The sequence below is a fragment of the Allobaculum stercoricanis DSM 13633 genome (assembly GCF_000384195.1).
Lineage (GTDB): Bacteria > Bacillota_I > Bacilli_A > Erysipelotrichales > Erysipelotrichaceae > Allobaculum > Allobaculum stercoricanis.
Genome location: NZ_KB913034.1, coordinates 68613 through 86644, shown reverse-complemented (window position 1 = coordinate 86644; position 18032 = coordinate 68613). Strand labels below are relative to the sequence as shown.

At 39.6% G+C, this 18032-nt stretch carries 17 protein-coding genes; 10 read left to right on the top strand and 7 right to left on the bottom strand.

The window, feature by feature from the left end; all coding sequences use genetic code 11:
- Positions 1-128 precede the first annotated feature (128 nt).
- Both ALLST_RS11800 and ALLST_RS10860 read right to left on the bottom strand, forming a co-directional pair.
- Positions 129-215, bottom strand: coding sequence for a hypothetical protein (locus ALLST_RS11800; RefSeq protein WP_083921980.1), 87 nt, complete (start codon positions 213-215; stop codon positions 129-131).
- Positions 193-435, bottom strand: a complete 243-nt coding sequence (locus tag ALLST_RS10860) for an ABC transporter permease family protein (protein WP_026472713.1) — start codon at positions 433-435, stop codon at positions 193-195. The genes ALLST_RS11800 and ALLST_RS10860 overlap by 23 nt, the downstream gene beginning before the upstream one ends.
- 217 nt (positions 436-652) lie before the next feature.
- Between ALLST_RS10860 and ALLST_RS0100370 the strand changes: the two genes are divergently transcribed.
- The 6 genes from ALLST_RS0100370 (at position 653) to ALLST_RS0100345 (ending at position 7752) form a co-directional block, all read left to right on the top strand.
- Complete coding sequence (locus ALLST_RS0100370) at positions 653-1153, top strand: hypothetical protein (protein ID WP_019891983.1); 501 nt, start codon at positions 653-655, stop codon at positions 1151-1153.
- A 630-nt stretch (positions 1154-1783) separates the two neighbouring features.
- A complete protein-coding gene (locus ALLST_RS0100365) occupies positions 1784-2701 on the top strand; it encodes an ABC transporter permease (RefSeq protein WP_019891981.1) in 918 nt (305 codons plus the stop codon).
- 17 nt (positions 2702-2718) lie between these two features.
- On the top strand, positions 2719-3765 hold the full coding sequence (locus tag ALLST_RS0100360) for an ABC transporter permease (RefSeq protein ID WP_019891980.1): 1047 nt from the start codon (positions 2719-2721) through the stop codon (positions 3763-3765).
- A gap of 13 nt (positions 3766-3778) precedes the next feature.
- Positions 3779-4813, top strand: coding sequence for an ABC transporter ATP-binding protein (locus ALLST_RS0100355; protein ID WP_019891979.1), 1035 nt, complete (start codon positions 3779-3781; stop codon positions 4811-4813).
- Positions 4810-5835, top strand: coding sequence for an ABC transporter ATP-binding protein (locus ALLST_RS0100350; protein WP_019891978.1), 1026 nt, complete (start codon positions 4810-4812; stop codon positions 5833-5835). The genes ALLST_RS0100355 and ALLST_RS0100350 overlap by 4 nt, the downstream gene beginning before the upstream one ends.
- 270 nt (positions 5836-6105) lie before the next feature.
- Entirely contained in the window at positions 6106-7752 is a 1647-nt protein-coding gene (locus tag ALLST_RS0100345; protein ID WP_019891977.1) for a peptide ABC transporter substrate-binding protein, read from the top strand.
- 161 nt (positions 7753-7913) lie between these two features.
- Here the strand turns inward: ALLST_RS0100345 and ALLST_RS0100340 are convergent, their stop codons facing one another.
- Together ALLST_RS0100340 and ALLST_RS0100335 are read right to left on the bottom strand one after the other, a co-directional pair.
- Positions 7914-8777, bottom strand: coding sequence for a UPF0158 family protein (locus ALLST_RS0100340; RefSeq protein WP_019891976.1), 864 nt, complete (start codon positions 8775-8777; stop codon positions 7914-7916).
- Positions 8778-8929: 152 nt separating this feature from the next.
- On the bottom strand, positions 8930-11974 hold the full coding sequence (locus ALLST_RS0100335) for a DEAD/DEAH box helicase (protein ID WP_019891975.1): 3045 nt from the start codon (positions 11972-11974) through the stop codon (positions 8930-8932).
- Between the two features lie 146 nt (positions 11975-12120).
- On the opposite strand from ALLST_RS0100335, the gene ALLST_RS09585 reads away from it, so the two are divergent.
- Complete coding sequence (locus ALLST_RS09585) at positions 12121-13485, top strand: MATE family efflux transporter (RefSeq protein ID WP_019891974.1); 1365 nt, start codon at positions 12121-12123, stop codon at positions 13483-13485.
- Positions 13486-13545: 60 nt separating this feature from the next.
- Here the strand turns inward: ALLST_RS09585 and ALLST_RS0100325 are convergent, their stop codons facing one another.
- The 3 genes from ALLST_RS0100325 to ALLST_RS09580 all read right to left on the bottom strand — a co-directional run bounded on the left by ALLST_RS0100325 (position 13546) and on the right by ALLST_RS09580 (position 15638).
- On the bottom strand, positions 13546-14508 hold the full coding sequence (locus ALLST_RS0100325) for a P1 family peptidase (RefSeq protein WP_019891973.1): 963 nt from the start codon (positions 14506-14508) through the stop codon (positions 13546-13548).
- A 53-nt stretch (positions 14509-14561) separates the two neighbouring features.
- Complete coding sequence (locus ALLST_RS0100320) at positions 14562-15083, bottom strand: serine acetyltransferase (RefSeq protein ID WP_019891971.1); 522 nt, start codon at positions 15081-15083, stop codon at positions 14562-14564.
- A gap of 237 nt (positions 15084-15320) precedes the next feature.
- Entirely contained in the window at positions 15321-15638 is a 318-nt protein-coding gene (locus ALLST_RS09580; RefSeq protein ID WP_019891969.1) for a hypothetical protein, read from the bottom strand.
- A 190-nt stretch (positions 15639-15828) separates the two neighbouring features.
- Between ALLST_RS09580 and ALLST_RS0100310 the strand changes: the two genes are divergently transcribed.
- From ALLST_RS0100310 to ALLST_RS0100300, 3 genes are all read left to right on the top strand, one after another.
- Positions 15829-16065, top strand: a complete 237-nt coding sequence (locus tag ALLST_RS0100310; protein ID WP_019891967.1) for a DUF2326 domain-containing protein — start codon at positions 15829-15831, stop codon at positions 16063-16065.
- A 57-nt stretch (positions 16066-16122) separates the two neighbouring features.
- Positions 16123-16254, top strand: a complete 132-nt coding sequence (locus tag ALLST_RS11740; RefSeq protein WP_019891966.1) for a helix-turn-helix domain-containing protein — start codon at positions 16123-16125, stop codon at positions 16252-16254.
- Between the two features lie 464 nt (positions 16255-16718).
- Positions 16719-17741, top strand: a complete 1023-nt coding sequence (locus tag ALLST_RS0100300) for a serine hydrolase (RefSeq protein ID WP_019891965.1) — start codon at positions 16719-16721, stop codon at positions 17739-17741.
- Positions 17742-18032 lie beyond the last annotated feature (291 nt).

Sequence of the window (18032 nt, the reverse complement as noted above, 5' to 3'; positions counted from 1 at the left end):
CCAGTGTCCAACCTATAATTGGCGGGATCATCAAACCTAAAAACCAAACAAATTTCACAGCGCCTGTTTGTGATATTGCTACTGCATAAATTTCATCCGTGATGCCAAACGACATGATCAATCGTTTTTTAAGTGGCATCTTGTTTCCTGTTTTTTTGCGCCAAAGAAATGGACATCAAAAAATAACGCGCATTAATCACAAGTTGGGTTAACACAAGTTCCACTAAAGAAGCTTGCGCACAAATCAAAGTCGTTCCCGAAAAATTGGCCAGCACTTGTCAAATTGAGCAAGCTAGTCATCACCGCTTGCGTAACGGTCATACCTTGAACAATCGCCGCCATTCCATACGCTGCCGAAACCGCAAAGTAGCCTGAAGCAATCGGAATCGAGGCTTTCATTCCTTCAATAAATAATTGTTTCTTTTTCTCATTCATCGTTGCGGATTATAGCACGTTTAAAGCAAAATCATTTCAATTCTGTTTTCATCATCTTTATTTTTAAAAACTCTTGTGCAAAAAATCATGAATCCGAATCAGAAAAAGACCCTCTGCCATTTGGTTATTTTCTTTCTCATTTCTCCATATTTTATATGTCTTAGATTTTTCAAAACGATTTGTTTAGGCTAAACTGTTGAAGACGGAGGATCTGAATATGAAAATTACAGAACCAGCTTTAGTTGAGCTGAATAATATTTTATCCGCAAATGGCGCTGAAGGTCTTGAAGTCATCCTTCAAGAAGGCTGCTGCGGTGTAATGCCTACATTCCAACTCGTTCGCTTTGATGAAGGCGATCAACCAGAAGATATTCAAGGTGTAAAAATTTTAATGGAAGGTGATGCAAAAGACGTCGTTGAAAATGTCATCATCGATTTACAAGACGGTGAATTAATTGTCTTAAGCCAACGCGGCGGATGTTGCGGACATGGGCATCATCATGAACATGGCGATCACGAATGCTGCGGACATGGGCATCACCATGAAGATGGCGATCACGAATGCTGCGGACATGGGCATCACCATGAAGATGGCGATCACGAATGCTGCGGACATGGGCATCACCATGAAGATGGCGATCACGAATGCTGCGGACATGGGCATCACCATGAAGATGGCGATCACGAATGCTGCGGGCATGGGCATCACCACGAATAATCTGAATTCTTAAAAAATCAAAGCGGGTATTGCTCTTGGTTCTCCAAGTCAATTTCCCGCTTTTTCTTTCCTTATATTTATATGGTAAAACTAACTATTTTTGGTTTCCTTTTGACTATTCAATACGCAAGAATAATTCTTTTTTATTTCTTTTTGCTGCTTTTAAATTTTGTCTATCTTCAGTGATCATTTTCCTTAGGAATTGCTTTGAAAACTTTCACTCAGTTTCATTCGTTTCACATTCGTTACTCAATTTTTTTGCTTTCTGTTCATTCCAGTCAAACATTTTCGAAAATATATGTAACTTGCATTTCGATCAGAAAAATTGATTCGATCAACGTTTTAGATCTTTTGATTGTTTTATCATCTATTATAGATACATAAAATCAAGTCCTAATCCCAAATTTGTATACATTTTGAGAACAATAGGTCACAAATGTTAGAAATTCCGCCAAAAATCATCTTTATTCATCAAAAACGTATATTTTCAGCGGTAAAACACAGAAAAACTGTAAAAAAATGTAAATCTTTGAAAAACGTTTCATTTTGCATGATATACTTGCGCTTGTAATTTCGCGGTCAGCCTGCGTAGACAGGTCTACCGTTATTAGAGAGGATTAACAAATTAAAATGACTAGATATGTATTGAAACGAATATTACTCGCTATCGTCACTATCTGGGTTGTCGCTACTTTGACCTTCTTTTTGATGAACATGATCCCCGGTGGACCATTCTTATCTGAAAAAGCGATAAGCCCACAGGCTACAGCTGCTCTGGAAGCAAAATATGGCCTAGATAAATCACTATGGGAACAATACGTGACCTATATGAATGGTTTATTACACGGAGACTTCGGTCTTTCTTTGAAACAACGTGGTCGTACAGTTCTTGAAATTATTGTTACTAAATTCCCTGTATCCGCTAAGATCGGTGGAATGGCTGTTCTAATTTCTTTAGTTTTAGGAGTTTCCCTTGGTTGCATTGCTGCTCTACATCAAGGAAAATTCTGGGACCGTTTCATTTCTGTGTTTGCAACATTAGGAATTGCCGTTCCTGGATTCGTCGTTTGTACTTTATTGAGCTATGTCTTCGGTGCAAAACTGAAATTAGTTTCCACATTAGGGTTATCTGATTGGACATCGTACATTTTGCCGGTTACCGCAATCGCCTTCTATCCGACTTCATACATCATGCGTTTAATGCGCTCTAGTATGTTAGACGTATTAGGCCAAGACTATATGCGTACTGCAAAAGCTAAAGGTCTTTCTGGAACAAAACAGTTATTTAAACATGCGTTACGTAACGCCATCTTACCTGTTGTTACTTATGTCGGACCAATGCTTGCCTACACAATCGTCGGAAGCTTCGTTGTTGAAAAAATCTTCGTTATCCCAGGTCTTGGTGGTTCTTTCATCACTGCGATCAACGGACGTGACTACACATTAATCATGGGTACGACGATTTTCTTAGCAACTCTCGTTATCCTTATGACATTAGTTGTCGATATCCTTTATAAGATTATCGACCCACGTATTAAATACGATTAAAAACAGGAGGAAAGAAAATGGCTAAAAACCCAATTAGTTTTCAAATGGATTTGGATCCAGCAGATTTCCTACCTGCTACTGAAGAAGAAAAACAATCTCAAGTCATCATGCGTGATTCCATCAGTTTCTGGAAAGATGGATTCCGCCGCTTAAGAAAAAATAAAGTAGCAATGGTTTCACTTGCTGTGATCATCATCATCATGATCTTCGCGTTTATTGTTCCCCAGTTCTATCCATATTCTTATGATATGCAAATTAAAGGGGCAAACAACTTAGCGCCAATGCAGTTCTCAGCTGCAGAACAAGCAATCATCGATGCTGGGGGAAGTGTGTTCCCTCACTTCTTTGGTACTGACTCTATGGGTCGTGACTATGCGATCCGTATCATGGTTGGTACACAGATTTCTTTATTAGTCGGCTTAATCGCTACTGCCATCATCTTATGTATTGGCCCTCTTTATGGCGCAATTGCTGCTTATGCTGGGGGATGGGTTGACTTATTAATGATGCGTATTGTCGACATTATCTACACAATCCCTGATGTTTTATTAATCATCCTGCTTTCATTCGCGTTGGATGGACCGCTAAAAGCTTTAGCTACCGTTCCTGGATTCACCTGGATCCAAACCGTCGGAACGAACATGATTTCAATCTTTATCGTATTCGCATTGTTATATTGGGTTAACATGGCTCGTATGGTTCGAAGCCAAGTCTTAACGATCAAACAATCTGACTACGTAACTGCTGCTCGTGCTTTAGGTGTAAAAACATCTACAATTATCCGCAAACACTTAATGACAAACTGCATTGGTACATTAATTGTTTGTGCAACACTACAAATCCCATCTGCAATCTTTACAGAAAGTTTCCTTAGTTTCTTAGGTCTTGGGGTTGCTGTTCCACTTCCATCTCTTGGATCACTCGCAAGTGCTGGTTTGAATGGTCTTTATACTTATCCATACTTACTGTTCATCCCTGCTGCTGTTATTTCCTTAATCATCTTAAGCTTCAACTTGCTTGGTGATGGTTTACGTGACGCATTCGATCCAAAGATGAAGAAATAAATAAGGAGAGTCTATGTCTGAAGAATATTTAGTAAATATAGAACACGAAAAACTTTCCTTCTTTACCCCTGCTGGTGAAGTTAAGGCGTTGAACGATGTAAATATCCACCTTCGTCAAGGTGAAGTCCTTGGTATTGTTGGTGAATCCGGTTCCGGTAAATCCGTAACTGCTTATTCCTTGATCGGTTTAACTGCCGATCCAGGAAAACTGATCTCTGGTTCCCTATATTTTAATGGCCACCAAGTCGATCAAATGACTGAAAAAGAAATGCGTAAAATCCGTGGAAATGAAATTTCTATCATCTTCCAGGACCCAATGACTTCCTTAAACCCGGTTTATACAATCGGAAACCAAATTACAGAAGTTATTACGCTTCATACGAATAAAACAAAAGAAGAAGCCAAAGCTCGTGCCAAAGAACTTCTCGAGCTTGTTGGTATCAACGAACCTGAAAAACGTTTGAAACAATATCCTCATGAACTATCCGGTGGTATGCGCCAGAGAATCATGATTGCCATCGCACTCGCTTGCGAACCTAAATTACTGATCGCCGATGAACCAACGACTGCATTAGACGTTACAATTCAGGCGCAGATTTTAGAGTTAATGATGGAACTAAAAGACAAATTAGGAATGTCCATCATCATGATCACCCACGACCTAGGTGTCGTTGCTTCTATGTGTGATCACATTGCCGTTATGTATGCTGGTCGTATCGTTGAATACGGTACAACCGACCAAGTGTTCTATGAACCAAAACACATGTACACAAAAGGTTTAATCCGTTCTATCCCTCGTTTAGATACAGATGAACATCAACGTTTGATCCCAATCGAAGGAACGCCTGTTGATATGTTAAACCCACCTAAAGGTTGTCCTTTTGGTCCACGTTGTGAAGCATGTATGAAAATTTGTTTGAAACAAAACCCACCGATCACTGAATTTGATGATACGCACTACACATATTGCTGGCTCCAACAAAAAGAAGCCATGGAAAGATTAGCAGCCGATTCTTCGGCAAAAAGTAGCGGAGGAGGAGAAGCATGACTGAAAAAAACGAAGATTTTATCGTCGTCGAACACCTAAAGCAGTATTTCCCTGCTGGTGGTCACGGAAAAAACAAAAAATATGTTCAAGCTGTAGATGATGTCTCCTTCACGATCAAAAAAGGAGAAACACTTGGTTTAGTTGGGGAATCCGGATGTGGGAAAACCACAACCGGTCGTTCCTTACTTCGCCTTTATGAGCCAACTGGTGGCCGCTTTGTTTTCGATGGCGATGTCATTTTTGACGTCGAAAAGAAAGAATACGCCAACATGTTGCCTTATCGCAAACGCATGCAGATCGTATTCCAGGACCCATATGCTTCATTGGATCCTCGTATGACTGTCGGCGATATCGTTGGTGAAGCAATTGATACGCACCACCTCGCAAAAAATGATAAAGAACGCTATGACATGATCATTGAATTGTTACGTAAAGTCGGACTGAACTCTGAACATGCTAACCGTTACCCTCACGAATTCTCCGGTGGACAACGTCAACGTGTCGGAATTGCCCGTGCTCTTGCCGTTAACCCTGATTTTATCGTCTGTGACGAACCAATTAGTGCCCTTGACGTTTCCATTCAGGCGCAGGTTATTAACATGTTTGAAGACTTGCAGCGTGATTTGGGATTAACTTATCTATTTATTGCTCACGACTTATCCGTTGTGAAACACATTTCCGATCGCATCGGGGTTATGTACTTAGGACGTATGGTTGAACTTGCTCCAGCGAATGAATTAACCAATACTCCTCTTCACCCTTACACAGAATCACTAATTTCTGCGATTCCTGTAGCCGATCCAATTAAAGCTCGTACGAACAAACGTATTGTTCTGGAAGGAGATGTCCCTTCCCCTGTTAATCCACCTAGTGGATGCCGTTTCCGCACACGTTGCTCTCGCGCAACTGAAAAATGTGCTCAATCCGCACCAGAATTTAAAGAACTTGTTCCTGGTCATTTTGTTGCATGTCACCATGTAACATTGGAAGAAGCACAGAAAAAACTTGCAAAAAATGATTAAAATGAAAATTTTTCTTTCATAAAAAGAAAACTGTTTTCACAATTTGTTTCACTGTGTTACAATTCACCCATCACCTCAAAAGAGGAGAAGCTCGATGGTTTCCGCTATCGGGTTACATGGCCGCCTTCAATGATATCTTCAGATTTCACATCTGTTCCAGGTCCAACATTTAATCAGCCAATCTGGTGAGTTGGCTGGATGGATCCCCTGAACCAGTTTGGATCTGGAATCGACTAAGACGGACAACATAATAGAGAAAAGGAGATTAAAATGAAGACACGTTCTCTTACATTGCTCATGGCAGCTGCTATGACAGTAAGTGCTGTAGGATGCTCATCTAACAACACTTCCACTAATAGCACAGCAGATTCTACAGCTGCTGCAACAGGAGATAAGAAAATCTTATCTGTACAAATCGGCCCTAACCCAGAAACTATGGACCCAGCATTAAACTCTGCACTTGATGCCGGCAACATGATCTTAGAAAGCTTTGAATGCTTACTGACTAACGATAAAGATGGAAATGCTGCTCCAGGTGCTGCTGAATCTTGGGAAGTTTCCGAAGATGGAAAAACTTATACATTCAAACTTAGAGATGGCTTAAAATGGTCCGATGGTACACCATTAACATCTGAAGACTTCGTTTATAGCTGGCAACGTGTATGTGATCCAAACGTAGCTGCTCCTTATGCTGAAACAGTACTTTCCATGGTTGAAGGTTACGATGAAGCAATCGCCGGCGACATTACGAAATTAAATGTTGAAGCTCCAGATGAAAAAACTTTCATCGTTCACTTAAGCAATGCTTGCCCATACTTTGAATCCTTAGCTGCTTTCGCAACTCTTTCCCCAGTTCAAAAAGCAACTGTTGAAAAAAATGGCGATGCTTGGGCTACAGCTGCTGAAACTTACGTTTCCAATGGTCCATTCCACGTAACAGAATGGGTACCTAACTCCTACATCTTAATGGAAAAGAACCCTAACTACTGGAATGCTGAAAATATTAAAATCGACGGTATTAAGTTCAACTTAATCGAAGATGCAAACGCTGCTTACAACGCTTATAACGCTGGCGAAATCGCATTTATTAAAGACGTTCCAACTGAAGAAATCGCTTCTTTAGAAGGACGCGATGATTTCTTCGTAGCACCAATGATCGGTACTTACTACATTTCTTTAAATACTGAAAAAGAACCTTACACTAACCCAGACGTTCGTAGAGCACTTAGTCTTGCAATCGACCGTGAATACCTCGCAAACACATTAATGCAAGGTACTTATTCTCCAGCTGGCAACTTCGTTGGTCCAGGATGGATGGATACAGACGGAACTGAATTCTACAAAAACTCCAACGGTGGAGAAAACTTCTTCAAACCAACAGCTGATATCGAAGCCGCTAAAGCTGCACTTGAAGCTGCTGGATATCCAAATGGTGAAGGCTTACCTGTTCTGACATACTCCACTAACGATTCTGGTTACCACAAATCAGTTGCTGAATACTTACAACAAGCTTGGAAAGAAATCGGTGTAAACCTCGATGTTGAAATCGTTGAATGGGCTTCCTTCACACCAATGCGTCGTAACGGTGACTTCGAAATCGCTCGTAACGGTTGGGTAGGTGACTACACTGATCCATCTAACATCTTAACTCTGTTATATTCCACAAACGGAAATAACGATGGTAAATACAACAATCCTGAATACGATGCACAATTAGATCTTGCTAGTACAACGCTTGATCCAAAAGAACGTTCTGCAGCTCTCCACAAAGCTGAAGAAATCTTAATCGAAGATGCAGGATGTATCCCAGTTGCTTACTACAATGACTTCTGGCTTGAAAACAAAGATGTTGTTGATGGTATCTGGCACTCCGCTTATGGTTACTGGCACTTCGAAGATGCTGAATTAGTTGGTTAATCCTCTCACCTAATCAATAATTCACTCGTTAAGCCTACCTTCACGGTAGGCTTTTTTATTGGTTGAAAAATAACATCCCACAAAAAAACCGAACGATCTAAAGCATAATGCTGATGCGTTCGGTTTTTATTTTGCATTTAATTATGGTCAAAGAATGACGATTATTTAATTTTCAGTTGTGTTTTATATACGTTTTCTTCTTTGACAAATCCTTGTCCTTCAACAAGTTCTGCAGGCAAGTTGTAAGAACGGATTTCTGGTAATTTACGACGACGTGCCTCTTCTTCTAGACGTTTAAGAATTTCTTTTTCATACTCTTGGTTTTTCAATTCTTCATCAATCCAGAAATTACATAAATATCCCGTCCGTCCATCAGGAAGTTCAGGTGTAGGTGGCGTAAATACCCAAGCAATGGCTCCAGTTGCCGCAACTTTATTTTTCCACCAAGCAATGATTTGATAGAGAGCGCCATTCCGAACTTGTGCCGAAAAATAACGGTTGAGTTCGAAATCTAAAGATTCATCTTCAATGTTCAACTCTTTCTTTTTGAGCTTCACTAATAAATCAATGTCACGGCGTGTGGCATGACGATATACAATTTTTGGAACTTCTTCAAATTGCACCTCGTTTTCTTCGCACCATTTTCTTGCGAATTCAACGTATTGGTCATCTTCGTATTCATACCACTGATTATCGAGGTTATAGTTTTGTAAAACGTTTTTGAAACGACGATATAAACCTTTTCCTCCGCTTAATGCAGTATTCAATGCATCTTTCGCTTGTCCTTCAGGTAAGTCATTTGTAAAACGACGCATCATTCCCACTTGATTTGCATCATAAGCCGTTGGAATCAAAATAAGGGAATCGTAATATTTGTCGATTTCATCATCGATTTCCATCAGTTCGCGTGTAGGTAACGAATCATCACGCATAATGATTTCACCATTATGGATGTTTAAGTAATATTCAACTTGATTACTCCCACCTTGAATGGCATCAATAATATCATCTAAATCAATAATCATATCTCATCTTCTCCTGTCAAAGTTCATTATATCAGTTTCCCTAATCTTAAAAAGTGAAAGACTCTCTTGTTTGCTTTGTCTGTTTAATGATCGCAAATAAAAACAGACGACATTTTAAACACATCGCCTGTTTTATTCATTTTTTTATTGAGCTATTCTTGTTTGTAGTTTATTTGCATGGTCATGATTGCTCGTTCTTCTTGTCTTCTTGCTTCCATTAAACTATTGGCGACAAGTTGATCATCTACTCTTTGCCATAACGCTTGCGTATCATGGAGATGAATGCCAAGAGGCCCATACCAACTTAAATGTTTATCAATCACGATAAAACGACCAATAATTCGAGAATGAACATGAATGACCATTCCCGCCTGTTCTAATTTACGTGCCGTACTTTTTGCACATTCTTCAAGGAATAGATCCACACGAACATGTCTTGCTAAGGCTGGTGCGAAATAAGACAATAATTCTTCTCGTGTTTCAAAATCCACTTGATTGATCACAACAGAGATTTGGCGCTTTGCTTGCATGATATCCATTGCCAATTGTTGACGATAATCTACAATCCGCCCATATGCATCAACTTGGGGTTGTACCGAATACGTTTTGACTCTATAAGGAAGTTTCTCTTTGATCTGTTCATTCTCTTTCATGACGTTCATTTGATAACCTTGATCAAAATATTCCTTTTGTCGAGAAGCGAACATTCTTTGAAACATACTGACATTGCGATCTACATAATCATAGACATACACATCTTTTTTCTGTTCGACTTGGCGATGGATTCGCCCAATCGCTTGCGAAATGACAATCGACGAGTCAACCGGCATCGTGCACATGAGCGTATCTAGACGCGGAAAGTCAAATCCTTCTCCCATTCCTTTATACGTTCCAATCAAAACAACTCGCTCTTTTTGTTTTAACGCTTCTAGTCGCTCGTGAATCTTCTCTTTATCTTCTGTTCCCACATTTAATAAAAGATCTACATGTGGATCAGCTTTTTGCACAAACTTCGCTAAATAACGGGCATGTTGAACATAGCGAGTTAATACTAAAACCGTTCGGCCTTGTTCTAAAGCATCTAAAACATCCGCCACGATTTTTAAGTTCCGTAAAGGATCATACGAAGCTTCTTGTGAGATTCGCATAAAATCACTTTGATTTTGATCGATCGCCATGAAATTGGTATCGCGCGTGACGAAGTAGCGGTGGAACGTTTGTTTCTTCATTTGTTCTTTGGACGAATACTCACTTAATATCGATCCTAATTCCCAAAACAACGTAGGCGACAATCCATCCGGGCGCTGCGGTGTAGCCGTCAAACCATAAACTCGTTTGGCGGCAATTTGATCGAGCAATTCAATATTGCGCGCCGAGGCCGCATGATGGCATTCGTCAAAAATGATCATTCCATATGGCTCGAGAATTTCTTCGACATTTTTCTTCGCAAATAATGTAGGCGCCATAGCGATATCTACTCGCTTAGATAACGTTTGGTTATTGGCTTGCAAAACTCCAATTTTCCCTTGGAATTGACCTTTCTTTTTTAGATTTTTTTCAAATTCCGGATTGTTGAATTGTAGATGGGTATTTAGTGTTTCTACCCATCCTTCCAAAATTCTTAAATTATTGACAATCACGAGTGTCGAAACTTTCGCTTGGCTAATTAATGCCGTTGCCATCATCGTTTTACCAGAACCCGTTGCGGCCACAAGAATGCCATGAGTATGTGCAAGTAACGATTTGACCATCACTTCTTGTTCAGGACGCAACTGGCCTAAAAAACGAACATCAAGCGCTTGGCCAATTGTCGTTTGATCTTCGATTTGATAAGGAATCATCGCTTCTTCAAAACGACGAATCAACTCTTCATCCATCCCTCTTGGTAAATGAATCATCCCTTTTTCAATTTGTGCATGCTGAATCACGCGTGGGCCACTAAAAAAGCGGCCTTTACTTCTCACTTCATCTGGATTCCAATAACTGCCTAACAATAACAATTGACCAATTAAGCGCGGTTTTAAATTGTCTTTTTGAATCCAGATTCCGTTTTTGAGTGTTATGTTCAGTGTTCCTTGAACATCACTCGCTTGAAAATGGGTCGTGTCTTCTGGATCTTCAAAAAGCTGTAAGATTTGATGTTGTTTTCTTTCTACATTCATTTTGGATTGTGGATCTAACCAAGAAAACAATTGTTTTTTATGCGCATGCAAAAATCTTTCGACGCTCTCTAGTTTTGCTTTTGCGATCGCTTTGAGAAATTGTTGTGATTGTTCAAAAGGAACGTTTTTGTTTTGATCATCTAAAAAATACGTTCTGCCCATTACAAGGGCACACCCTTGCAAAGGCAGTTCGATTGCCGGGCCCGTTGAATCTTTGTCTTTAGGGAAACGTGAAGGGACCATCTTATCGAAAAACGATAAATCGCATAGTCCTTCTTCTAAAATTGCCTTTAAAATTAACGTTTTCCCCAAATCGACTGCTTTGGTTAGTTGAAGCGGTTGTTCAAAGAATAACCATATTTGCATCGATCCTGGATATGCGCCCGATGCTTTTAAATAATTCCAACCCGCTTTGCGAATTGTTTTGCATAACGCTTCAACATTCTTTAAAAGCGGCAAGTCCATAAAAAATCCTTGATGAGGATCATTGATCATTTTGGTAATTTGATCGATTTTATCTGGCGCATCACTTTTTCCCCAATGTGGATATCCGATTTGCCACAATAAAAAGTGAACAGATCCATCGGGTTGAAGGGGCGTGATTTTAACTAATCCTTGGTCTGGCCAAGCCGTCGTTTGAAAATGGCGCTGCAAATGGACAGGGGTTAAGTTTGTCCCTTTGCGGTTTTTACACGTTAAACAAGGATTTTTACTCCCCTTGATAAAAGATGGATCCTTTTTTGCACAGACGCCCGTAATGCCTTCATTGGCGCATGGCCAATAATAAAAACCTCTTCTTGATGAGACTAAAAAGTGGTTTTGACATCCGTAAAAATAATGATTAAACAAGCTCGGATCCATTAATCCATACGTTTTTAAAAATCCTTGATCTTGTTGATTCACGCAATAAAAGGATCCTTGTTCATGAAGATTGAAAGTTGAAGATTGTTCTAAATCACTCCCGTCACGTTTTGGTTTTTTATCATTGCTTCGATCACGATTAAAGGGGAACTGTTGAACAGTCATCACACTCATCTCCCTTCTTTTCTAATTGGTGTTCTTATTATATTCCATCATTTGGTCATTGTTATGCGAGATCGTTATCGTTTGGATAATATTTGATTCCTTGAAAAAATCTTTCCACTCATTTGTTTATGACAAATATTTGATAAAATGACTCCATGACATCTGCACAACTTCTACGAAAAATCCGCGATCATCAATCGCTCAACACAAAAGAGCAACGCTCTTTAATCTGGTCTCTTTCTTGGCCAGCCATTATGGCGCAAATCTCCACCACGATTATGCAGTTAATCGATATGGGGATGGTTGGCCGTTTAGGGACAAATGCTTCAGCCGCAATTGGCTTAGTCACCTCCACAACCTGGTTAGTTAATGGGGTATCCAATGGTGTAACTTTTGGCTTTTCCGTTCAAACTTCACAAGCGATTGGCGCTCGTGATTATCGAAAAGCCGCATCCCTTTGTCGCCAAGGACTCCTTGCCGTTGGCATTTGTAGCATACCACTTGCAATATTGATGGCTTCCCTCAGCTTTCAAATCCCAGTTTTGCTTGGGGGCGAACCGGTTGTTTTAAAAGATTCCGGACTCTATTTGCTCGTTTATTCTTTGACGATTCCATTTTACATGCTGAATACTTTAGCAATGAATATGTTACAGTCAACGGGCGATACGAAAGTTCCCGGCATTGCCCAAGTCATGATGTGTTTGTTGGATGTAAGTTTTAACGCACTATTCATCTTCAAACTCAATTTAGGCGTAATGGGGGCTGCACTTGGAACATCTTCATCCGTCATTTGTGTTTCGCTATTTTTGACGGGATGGATTTTCATCAAAAACGAATTTTTAAAACAAAAAGCCCCTTGGCGTTTTCACTCCCACTCCGTGCGTAGCGCATTTCGCATCGGTGGTCCGATCAGCATCGAACAATTTATTACGGGAACTGCCTACATTGCGATGACACGCATTGTCAGCTCTTTAGGAACATTGTCTATTGCTGCACATAGTTTTGCGATCACTGCCGAAAGCTTATGTTATATGCCAGCCTTTGGGTTTGCCTCAGCTGCCTCTGCTTTAATTGGCCAATGTATTGGCGCCAATCGAATTGAACTATCCCGCCAAATTGCGTGGCGCATCACACGTCTGACTGTTTTAATGATGTCTGTCTGTGGCGCGTTTATGTTTATTTTCTCCCGCCAATTAATCGCGATGCTTTCTTTAGATCCTGAAGTTATTGCGATTGGTTCCAACCTGTTGAAAATGGAAGCATTTGCCGAGCCATTATATGGGGCATCGATTGCGATCATTGGTATTTTACGCGGTAAAGGCGATACGCTTTGGCCTGCTTGTTTAAACTTCATCTCCATTTGGGGTGTGCGTATTACTTTATCTTGGCTGCTTTCCATTCCTTATGGTCTTTATGGGGTATGGATGGCCATGGTTTTCGAACTTAATGTTCGTGGCATATTATTCTTATTTCGCCAACGTAAAGCTTTCCCACCTAAACAAACAAGCTCTGCTATCTAAAACAAAAAGATACGAGAAATTTGTGTTCTCGTATCTTTTTGTTTTGCAAAGAAAATCAAATTATGCTTGATGCAAAGAAGACCAGCTTTCTAGTCCAAACATCGGTGTTGCTGATTTGGCAGCATCTACAATTGCTTCACTTAAAGCTTGAATTGCCATGACGGAAACAAGTGTTAAATCTGCTGGCACTTGATTCGATGTCATCGCAAAAACTGTATCGCCATCATTTGGTGTATGGACTGGACGAATTGTTCTCGCTAACGCGTTTTGTGACATTCCAGCTAGTTTGGTTAGCATCGCTTGATCTAAATCAGCATTGGTTATCACGCAACAAATCGTGGTGTTCATTCCTTCCATCGCTTGTGTTGCCATTTGTAAAACAGCTTGTTCTGTATCGATTTCTGTTTTCGTTTCGCGATCATAAATTCCGGCAACGCGAATTTTAGAATCGGGTTCATAAATGTCTCCACAAGCGTTCACCGCTGCAATTGCCCCTACTTTTAATGGGCCGATTTGGAATGCAGCACTTCCGATTCCGGTTTTCATGGAGTGTTCAAATCCCATCAGTTTTCCAACACTTGCTCCCGTTCCGGCGCCTTTACAACCTGACTCAAAAACGTTTTGTTCACTGTTTTGGGCAGCGAGATATCCCATTTCTCGATCAGGGTAAGCATCGCTTGATCCGACACTCAAATCGAATAAAGAGGCTTGGCAAACAATTGGCACAATAATATCTTTCATACCAAAGCCAACGCCCTTTTCTTTTAAATAGCGAACAACGCCACTTGAACTTTCTAAGCCAAAAGCACTTCCGCCAGAAAGAACCACAGAGTGGATCTTTTGGACCATGTTTTTGGGATCTAACAAATCCGTTTCTCGTGTTGCCGGTCCGCCCCCACGAACATCAACTGCACCTGTGGCACCATCTTTATTGATGATGACCGTAACACCGGTTCCGCCTTCTAAATCTTGTGCTTGTCCAATTTGGAATCCTTCGATTGAAGTAATTGGAATGGATTTCATTTTTTTCTCCTTTTTTAAACAGCATCGTGTTTCTTACTTATATTGTACTCGGTTTATTTCCGGTTTTGTGCTTCTTCTTTTTCGAGTGCAACGGCTAAATCAAATGGGCGATATGAATCATGCAAAATCATTTTGCATTCGCCACTGACCACTGTCGCATTGGCCGGTACATCTTGGCGAACTACAGCCCCGGCACCAATTCGCGCTCCATCGCCAATATGAATATCGCCAATTAAACATGCCCCGGCGCCAATCAAAACGTTGTTGCCAATTGTTGGTGCTTTTGAATTTACTTCTCCAATCGTGACATTTTGATAAATCCAACATTCTTTCCCGATATGGGCATAGCGTGAAATAAAGATGCCATGTAAGCCATGAGGCAAGCGTGGTCGTCCGGCAAAATAAGTATCTTTGCCAATATAACCACCGTGCGCATGCGCCCGACGGTTTAAAAAGATGGTCATTAAATCAATTTTCCATCCTGATGTTTCGTTTTGTCGTTTAAAAAACACCTTCCAATAGGTTTCCATCAAATCCCCTTTAGACCAGGTGAGTACTGTTGTACGAAAAGCCATATTCAATATTTCCCTCTATATCTTCATCAACTTGAATTAAAATCTGTATTGTTAGAGGTTTATTATACTGTTTGATTTTATTAAATCATCTTACATTTTCTTCTTTTCTTTAATTAAACTGTACCCATAAAAATGGACAAAATAATAAGAGAGACCCACATGTGTGGACACTTAACTTGGATTGACCCATTTTAATGGACACTATTTAACAGTATTCAAACGCTTGATGTAACAATATTAAAATTCAAACGACACATCATTTTGAATAATATATTTTCCGGCATTTCTTTCATAGAGAAGATCCATCGCAAATGAAAATAGATCCTTCAATTTATTTCCAGTAATTTCGTCTGGACAACCTACATAAGAGAATTCTTTTCCATCATCCAAAAAGAAAGTATCATAAACGTCGCTAACTGCCATGAAGGCATCGGTTAATTCAGTATCATTGTTCCATTCCGGCGGATTATCGTTATCAATTATTTCATCGTTTTCATCGTATAGCCATAAGCAATATGTGTTGTATTCAAGTAGCACACGTATTTTTTTTATCATAATTACTTCTCCTTAAGGCTGATGCAATTCGCGCCAACAATATATCCATTGCTTCCAACTTGAACAGCAATCCGTTGTTTTTTACCACCCTATATAAATTCATATATGGTTCGGGAATTCCGTTTTCCTTGGGTGCCAACTACATTACCTTGACGAACTGCTTCGAGCACATAATTAGGAACATCCTCATTTGCCTGTCGTTGTACATGATTCTTTCATGTTAAAACAGATAGAAGATCATGTTTTAGAAAAGGTACTTGAATTATATTCACATACCAATAAACAGGTATTTATCGCTATGGATAAGCAAGGTTCATATACCAAACGTGCCGCAGAATTACTACAGACAACAGAAGTTTTACAATTGTCACCTGAAGGAAATGAATTATTTGGACGCTCCTGGAATGTGCTTCATGAAGATGCTTAAATCTGTTTTTGCCTTTAAAAACTTCTAAAATTATTACGTACAAAAAGAAGCTTCACAATGACTAAAATCAGTTCAGATTCGATGGCAAAACTTGGTAATAGAGAAAACGTCACAACTGATATTCTTCTTCGAATATACAAAGAATTAAACCGCAATATTCCTGATATCATGGAAACCGTTGATGAATAACAAGATTTAGATTAGACTTTGCGTTATCCTTTTTGATTTAAGTTTTAATCTTGTCTTTCAATCGAAAGAGTTTGATGTAAAATCGATTTAAAACAAGTCGCTCAAAACTTAACAATTTATTAAAGTCAATGCCTTCTTATAGGCAAAATGTCCCTTTTGGCGTACACTATAGTCAACGACAGGAATTGGAATGCAAACCGTCATGAATCATTAATTTGCGTTCTCTTTCTTAGTCCTTTCTTTTCTAAGTTGTTATATGGATGATTACCAGTCTATCCATCTCTTTATCGAACACTAAACATTATTATTTCTGGTATCATCTAGCCGCAAGGTTCTTACCTTGCGGTTCTTTTTTTATTCTTTCTTATCTTGAAATGGACCAGGGTAAAAAACGAATCATTTCCAATCTATTCCCTTTTGGATTAAAATAAAACAAACAATTTAGAAAGGAATTGGTAATCGAGATGCATAACCATCAATACCAAAAAGAAAATCGTTATAAAAACGCCACGATCATCCTTGCGATCATCTGCATTATTCAATGTTTTGTTTTGGGTGGACTTTGGTTTGTTATTTTTAGACATCAAGAACAACAAACTGAAGAGAAAATTGCATCCTTGACTCCCGATCCAAATGAACTCCCAGTTCAAGTGTCCCAATTTGACGATCCAGAAGCGATCAATCAACAACTGAAAACACAAATTGATCAATACATTGCTCAACAAGGCTATAATCCAAGCGATCTATGTATCCTTGTTGAAAGTGATGATAAAACTGTTTCGTACCGTTTAAACGAAGAAATGGTTATCGAAGCGGCGAGTATTTATAAATTGCCTTTAGCGATGCTCTATTGCGACCAGATTGCCGAAGGAACACGAAAACCAGAAGACACTTTAGTCTTCAATGCTGAAGATTATAAAACAGAAGGACAAAACCCGATTGCAAATCAATATTACTTTGGTGCAGCAATCCCCATTTCCGAACTGATCCAATCGAGTTTAATTCACTCCGATAACACAGCCGCTGCCATTCTTTACCATGGCCTTGGCGGTTGGGAAGCATTTGCGGGATTATTGAAAAACTATTCTAGCCATACTCCCCAATCTGAAGATCCGATGGCTAACTTAGCAACTGCAACTCAATATATGGATATTTTAAACCGACTCAAAGGAGATCCAACCCGCTACCACATCATCACTCAAGCGTTAGATACTCAAGATAAAACACTGTATCTCAATGAGTTGATCGAACCTGTTATGTTCCAAAAATATGGCCAATTAGATACCTTTACCAACGTCATTGGCTATTCCGTTTCCGGTCAACCTTACAGCATTATTGTTTTTTCACGTACTTTATCGAATCCAAATGATGCTGGTAAGATTAACAAAATTGTTTGGGAAGTTTTAAACCAAGTTTCTCAACAACAAAATTCCACACCAGATGGAAATGCTGCAAACAATACGACTTCAGCAACAAATGGACTATAAAATATCTTGATTTCATCGAAATGATTTAAGGACTCTATCTCCAATTCCCTATTCAATCTAGAGACATTGGAAATCGAGTCCATTTTTGTTTGGGATCTATGGGAAATTATGTAGAATTTCCCATCAACCAAGTCGATAAAACAATCCTTGGGGGTAACTTCCGACAACCCTCGGAGTAAATTCCCGACAATCCGCAGAAAACATAATGAATTTCATGACGATCGGACAAACGATTGATCTCTTAAAGGGAACTTCCACCTTCATCATTCACTGAAAAAGGCCTCATCACGA

Bases quoted from the DNA above. Each gene is read 5' to 3' on its own strand.
- ALLST_RS10860 (WP_026472713.1), bottom strand. From the start codon at position 435: ATGAATGAGAAAAAGAAACAATTATTTATTGAAGGAATGAAAGCCTCG.
- ALLST_RS0100370 (WP_019891983.1), top strand. From the start codon at position 653: ATGAAAATTACAGAACCAGCTTTAGTTGAGCTGAATAATATTTTATCC.
- ALLST_RS0100365 (WP_019891981.1), top strand. From the start codon at position 1,784: ATGACTAGATATGTATTGAAACGAATATTACTCGCTATCGTCACTATC.
- ALLST_RS0100360 (WP_019891980.1), top strand. From the start codon at position 2,719: ATGGCTAAAAACCCAATTAGTTTTCAAATGGATTTGGATCCAGCAGAT.
- ALLST_RS0100355 (WP_019891979.1), top strand. From the start codon at position 3,779: ATGTCTGAAGAATATTTAGTAAATATAGAACACGAAAAACTTTCCTTC.
- ALLST_RS0100350 (WP_019891978.1), top strand. From the start codon at position 4,810: ATGACTGAAAAAAACGAAGATTTTATCGTCGTCGAACACCTAAAGCAG.
- ALLST_RS0100345 (WP_019891977.1), top strand. From the start codon at position 6,106: ATGAAGACACGTTCTCTTACATTGCTCATGGCAGCTGCTATGACAGTA.
- ALLST_RS0100340 (WP_019891976.1), bottom strand. From the start codon at position 8,777: ATGATTATTGATTTAGATGATATTATTGATGCCATTCAAGGTGGGAGT.
- ALLST_RS0100335 (WP_019891975.1), bottom strand. From the start codon at position 11,974: ATGAGTGTGATGACTGTTCAACAGTTCCCCTTTAATCGTGATCGAAGC.
- ALLST_RS09585 (WP_019891974.1), top strand. From the start codon at position 12,121: ATGACATCTGCACAACTTCTACGAAAAATCCGCGATCATCAATCGCTC.
- ALLST_RS0100325 (WP_019891973.1), bottom strand. From the start codon at position 14,508: ATGAAATCCATTCCAATTACTTCAATCGAAGGATTCCAAATTGGACAA.
- ALLST_RS0100320 (WP_019891971.1), bottom strand. From the start codon at position 15,083: ATGGCTTTTCGTACAACAGTACTCACCTGGTCTAAAGGGGATTTGATG.
- ALLST_RS09580 (WP_019891969.1), bottom strand. From the start codon at position 15,638: ATGATAAAAAAAATACGTGTGCTACTTGAATACAACACATATTGCTTA.
- ALLST_RS11740 (WP_019891966.1), top strand. From the start codon at position 16,123: ATGACTAAAATCAGTTCAGATTCGATGGCAAAACTTGGTAATAGAGAA.
- ALLST_RS0100300 (WP_019891965.1), top strand. From the start codon at position 16,719: ATGCATAACCATCAATACCAAAAAGAAAATCGTTATAAAAACGCCACG.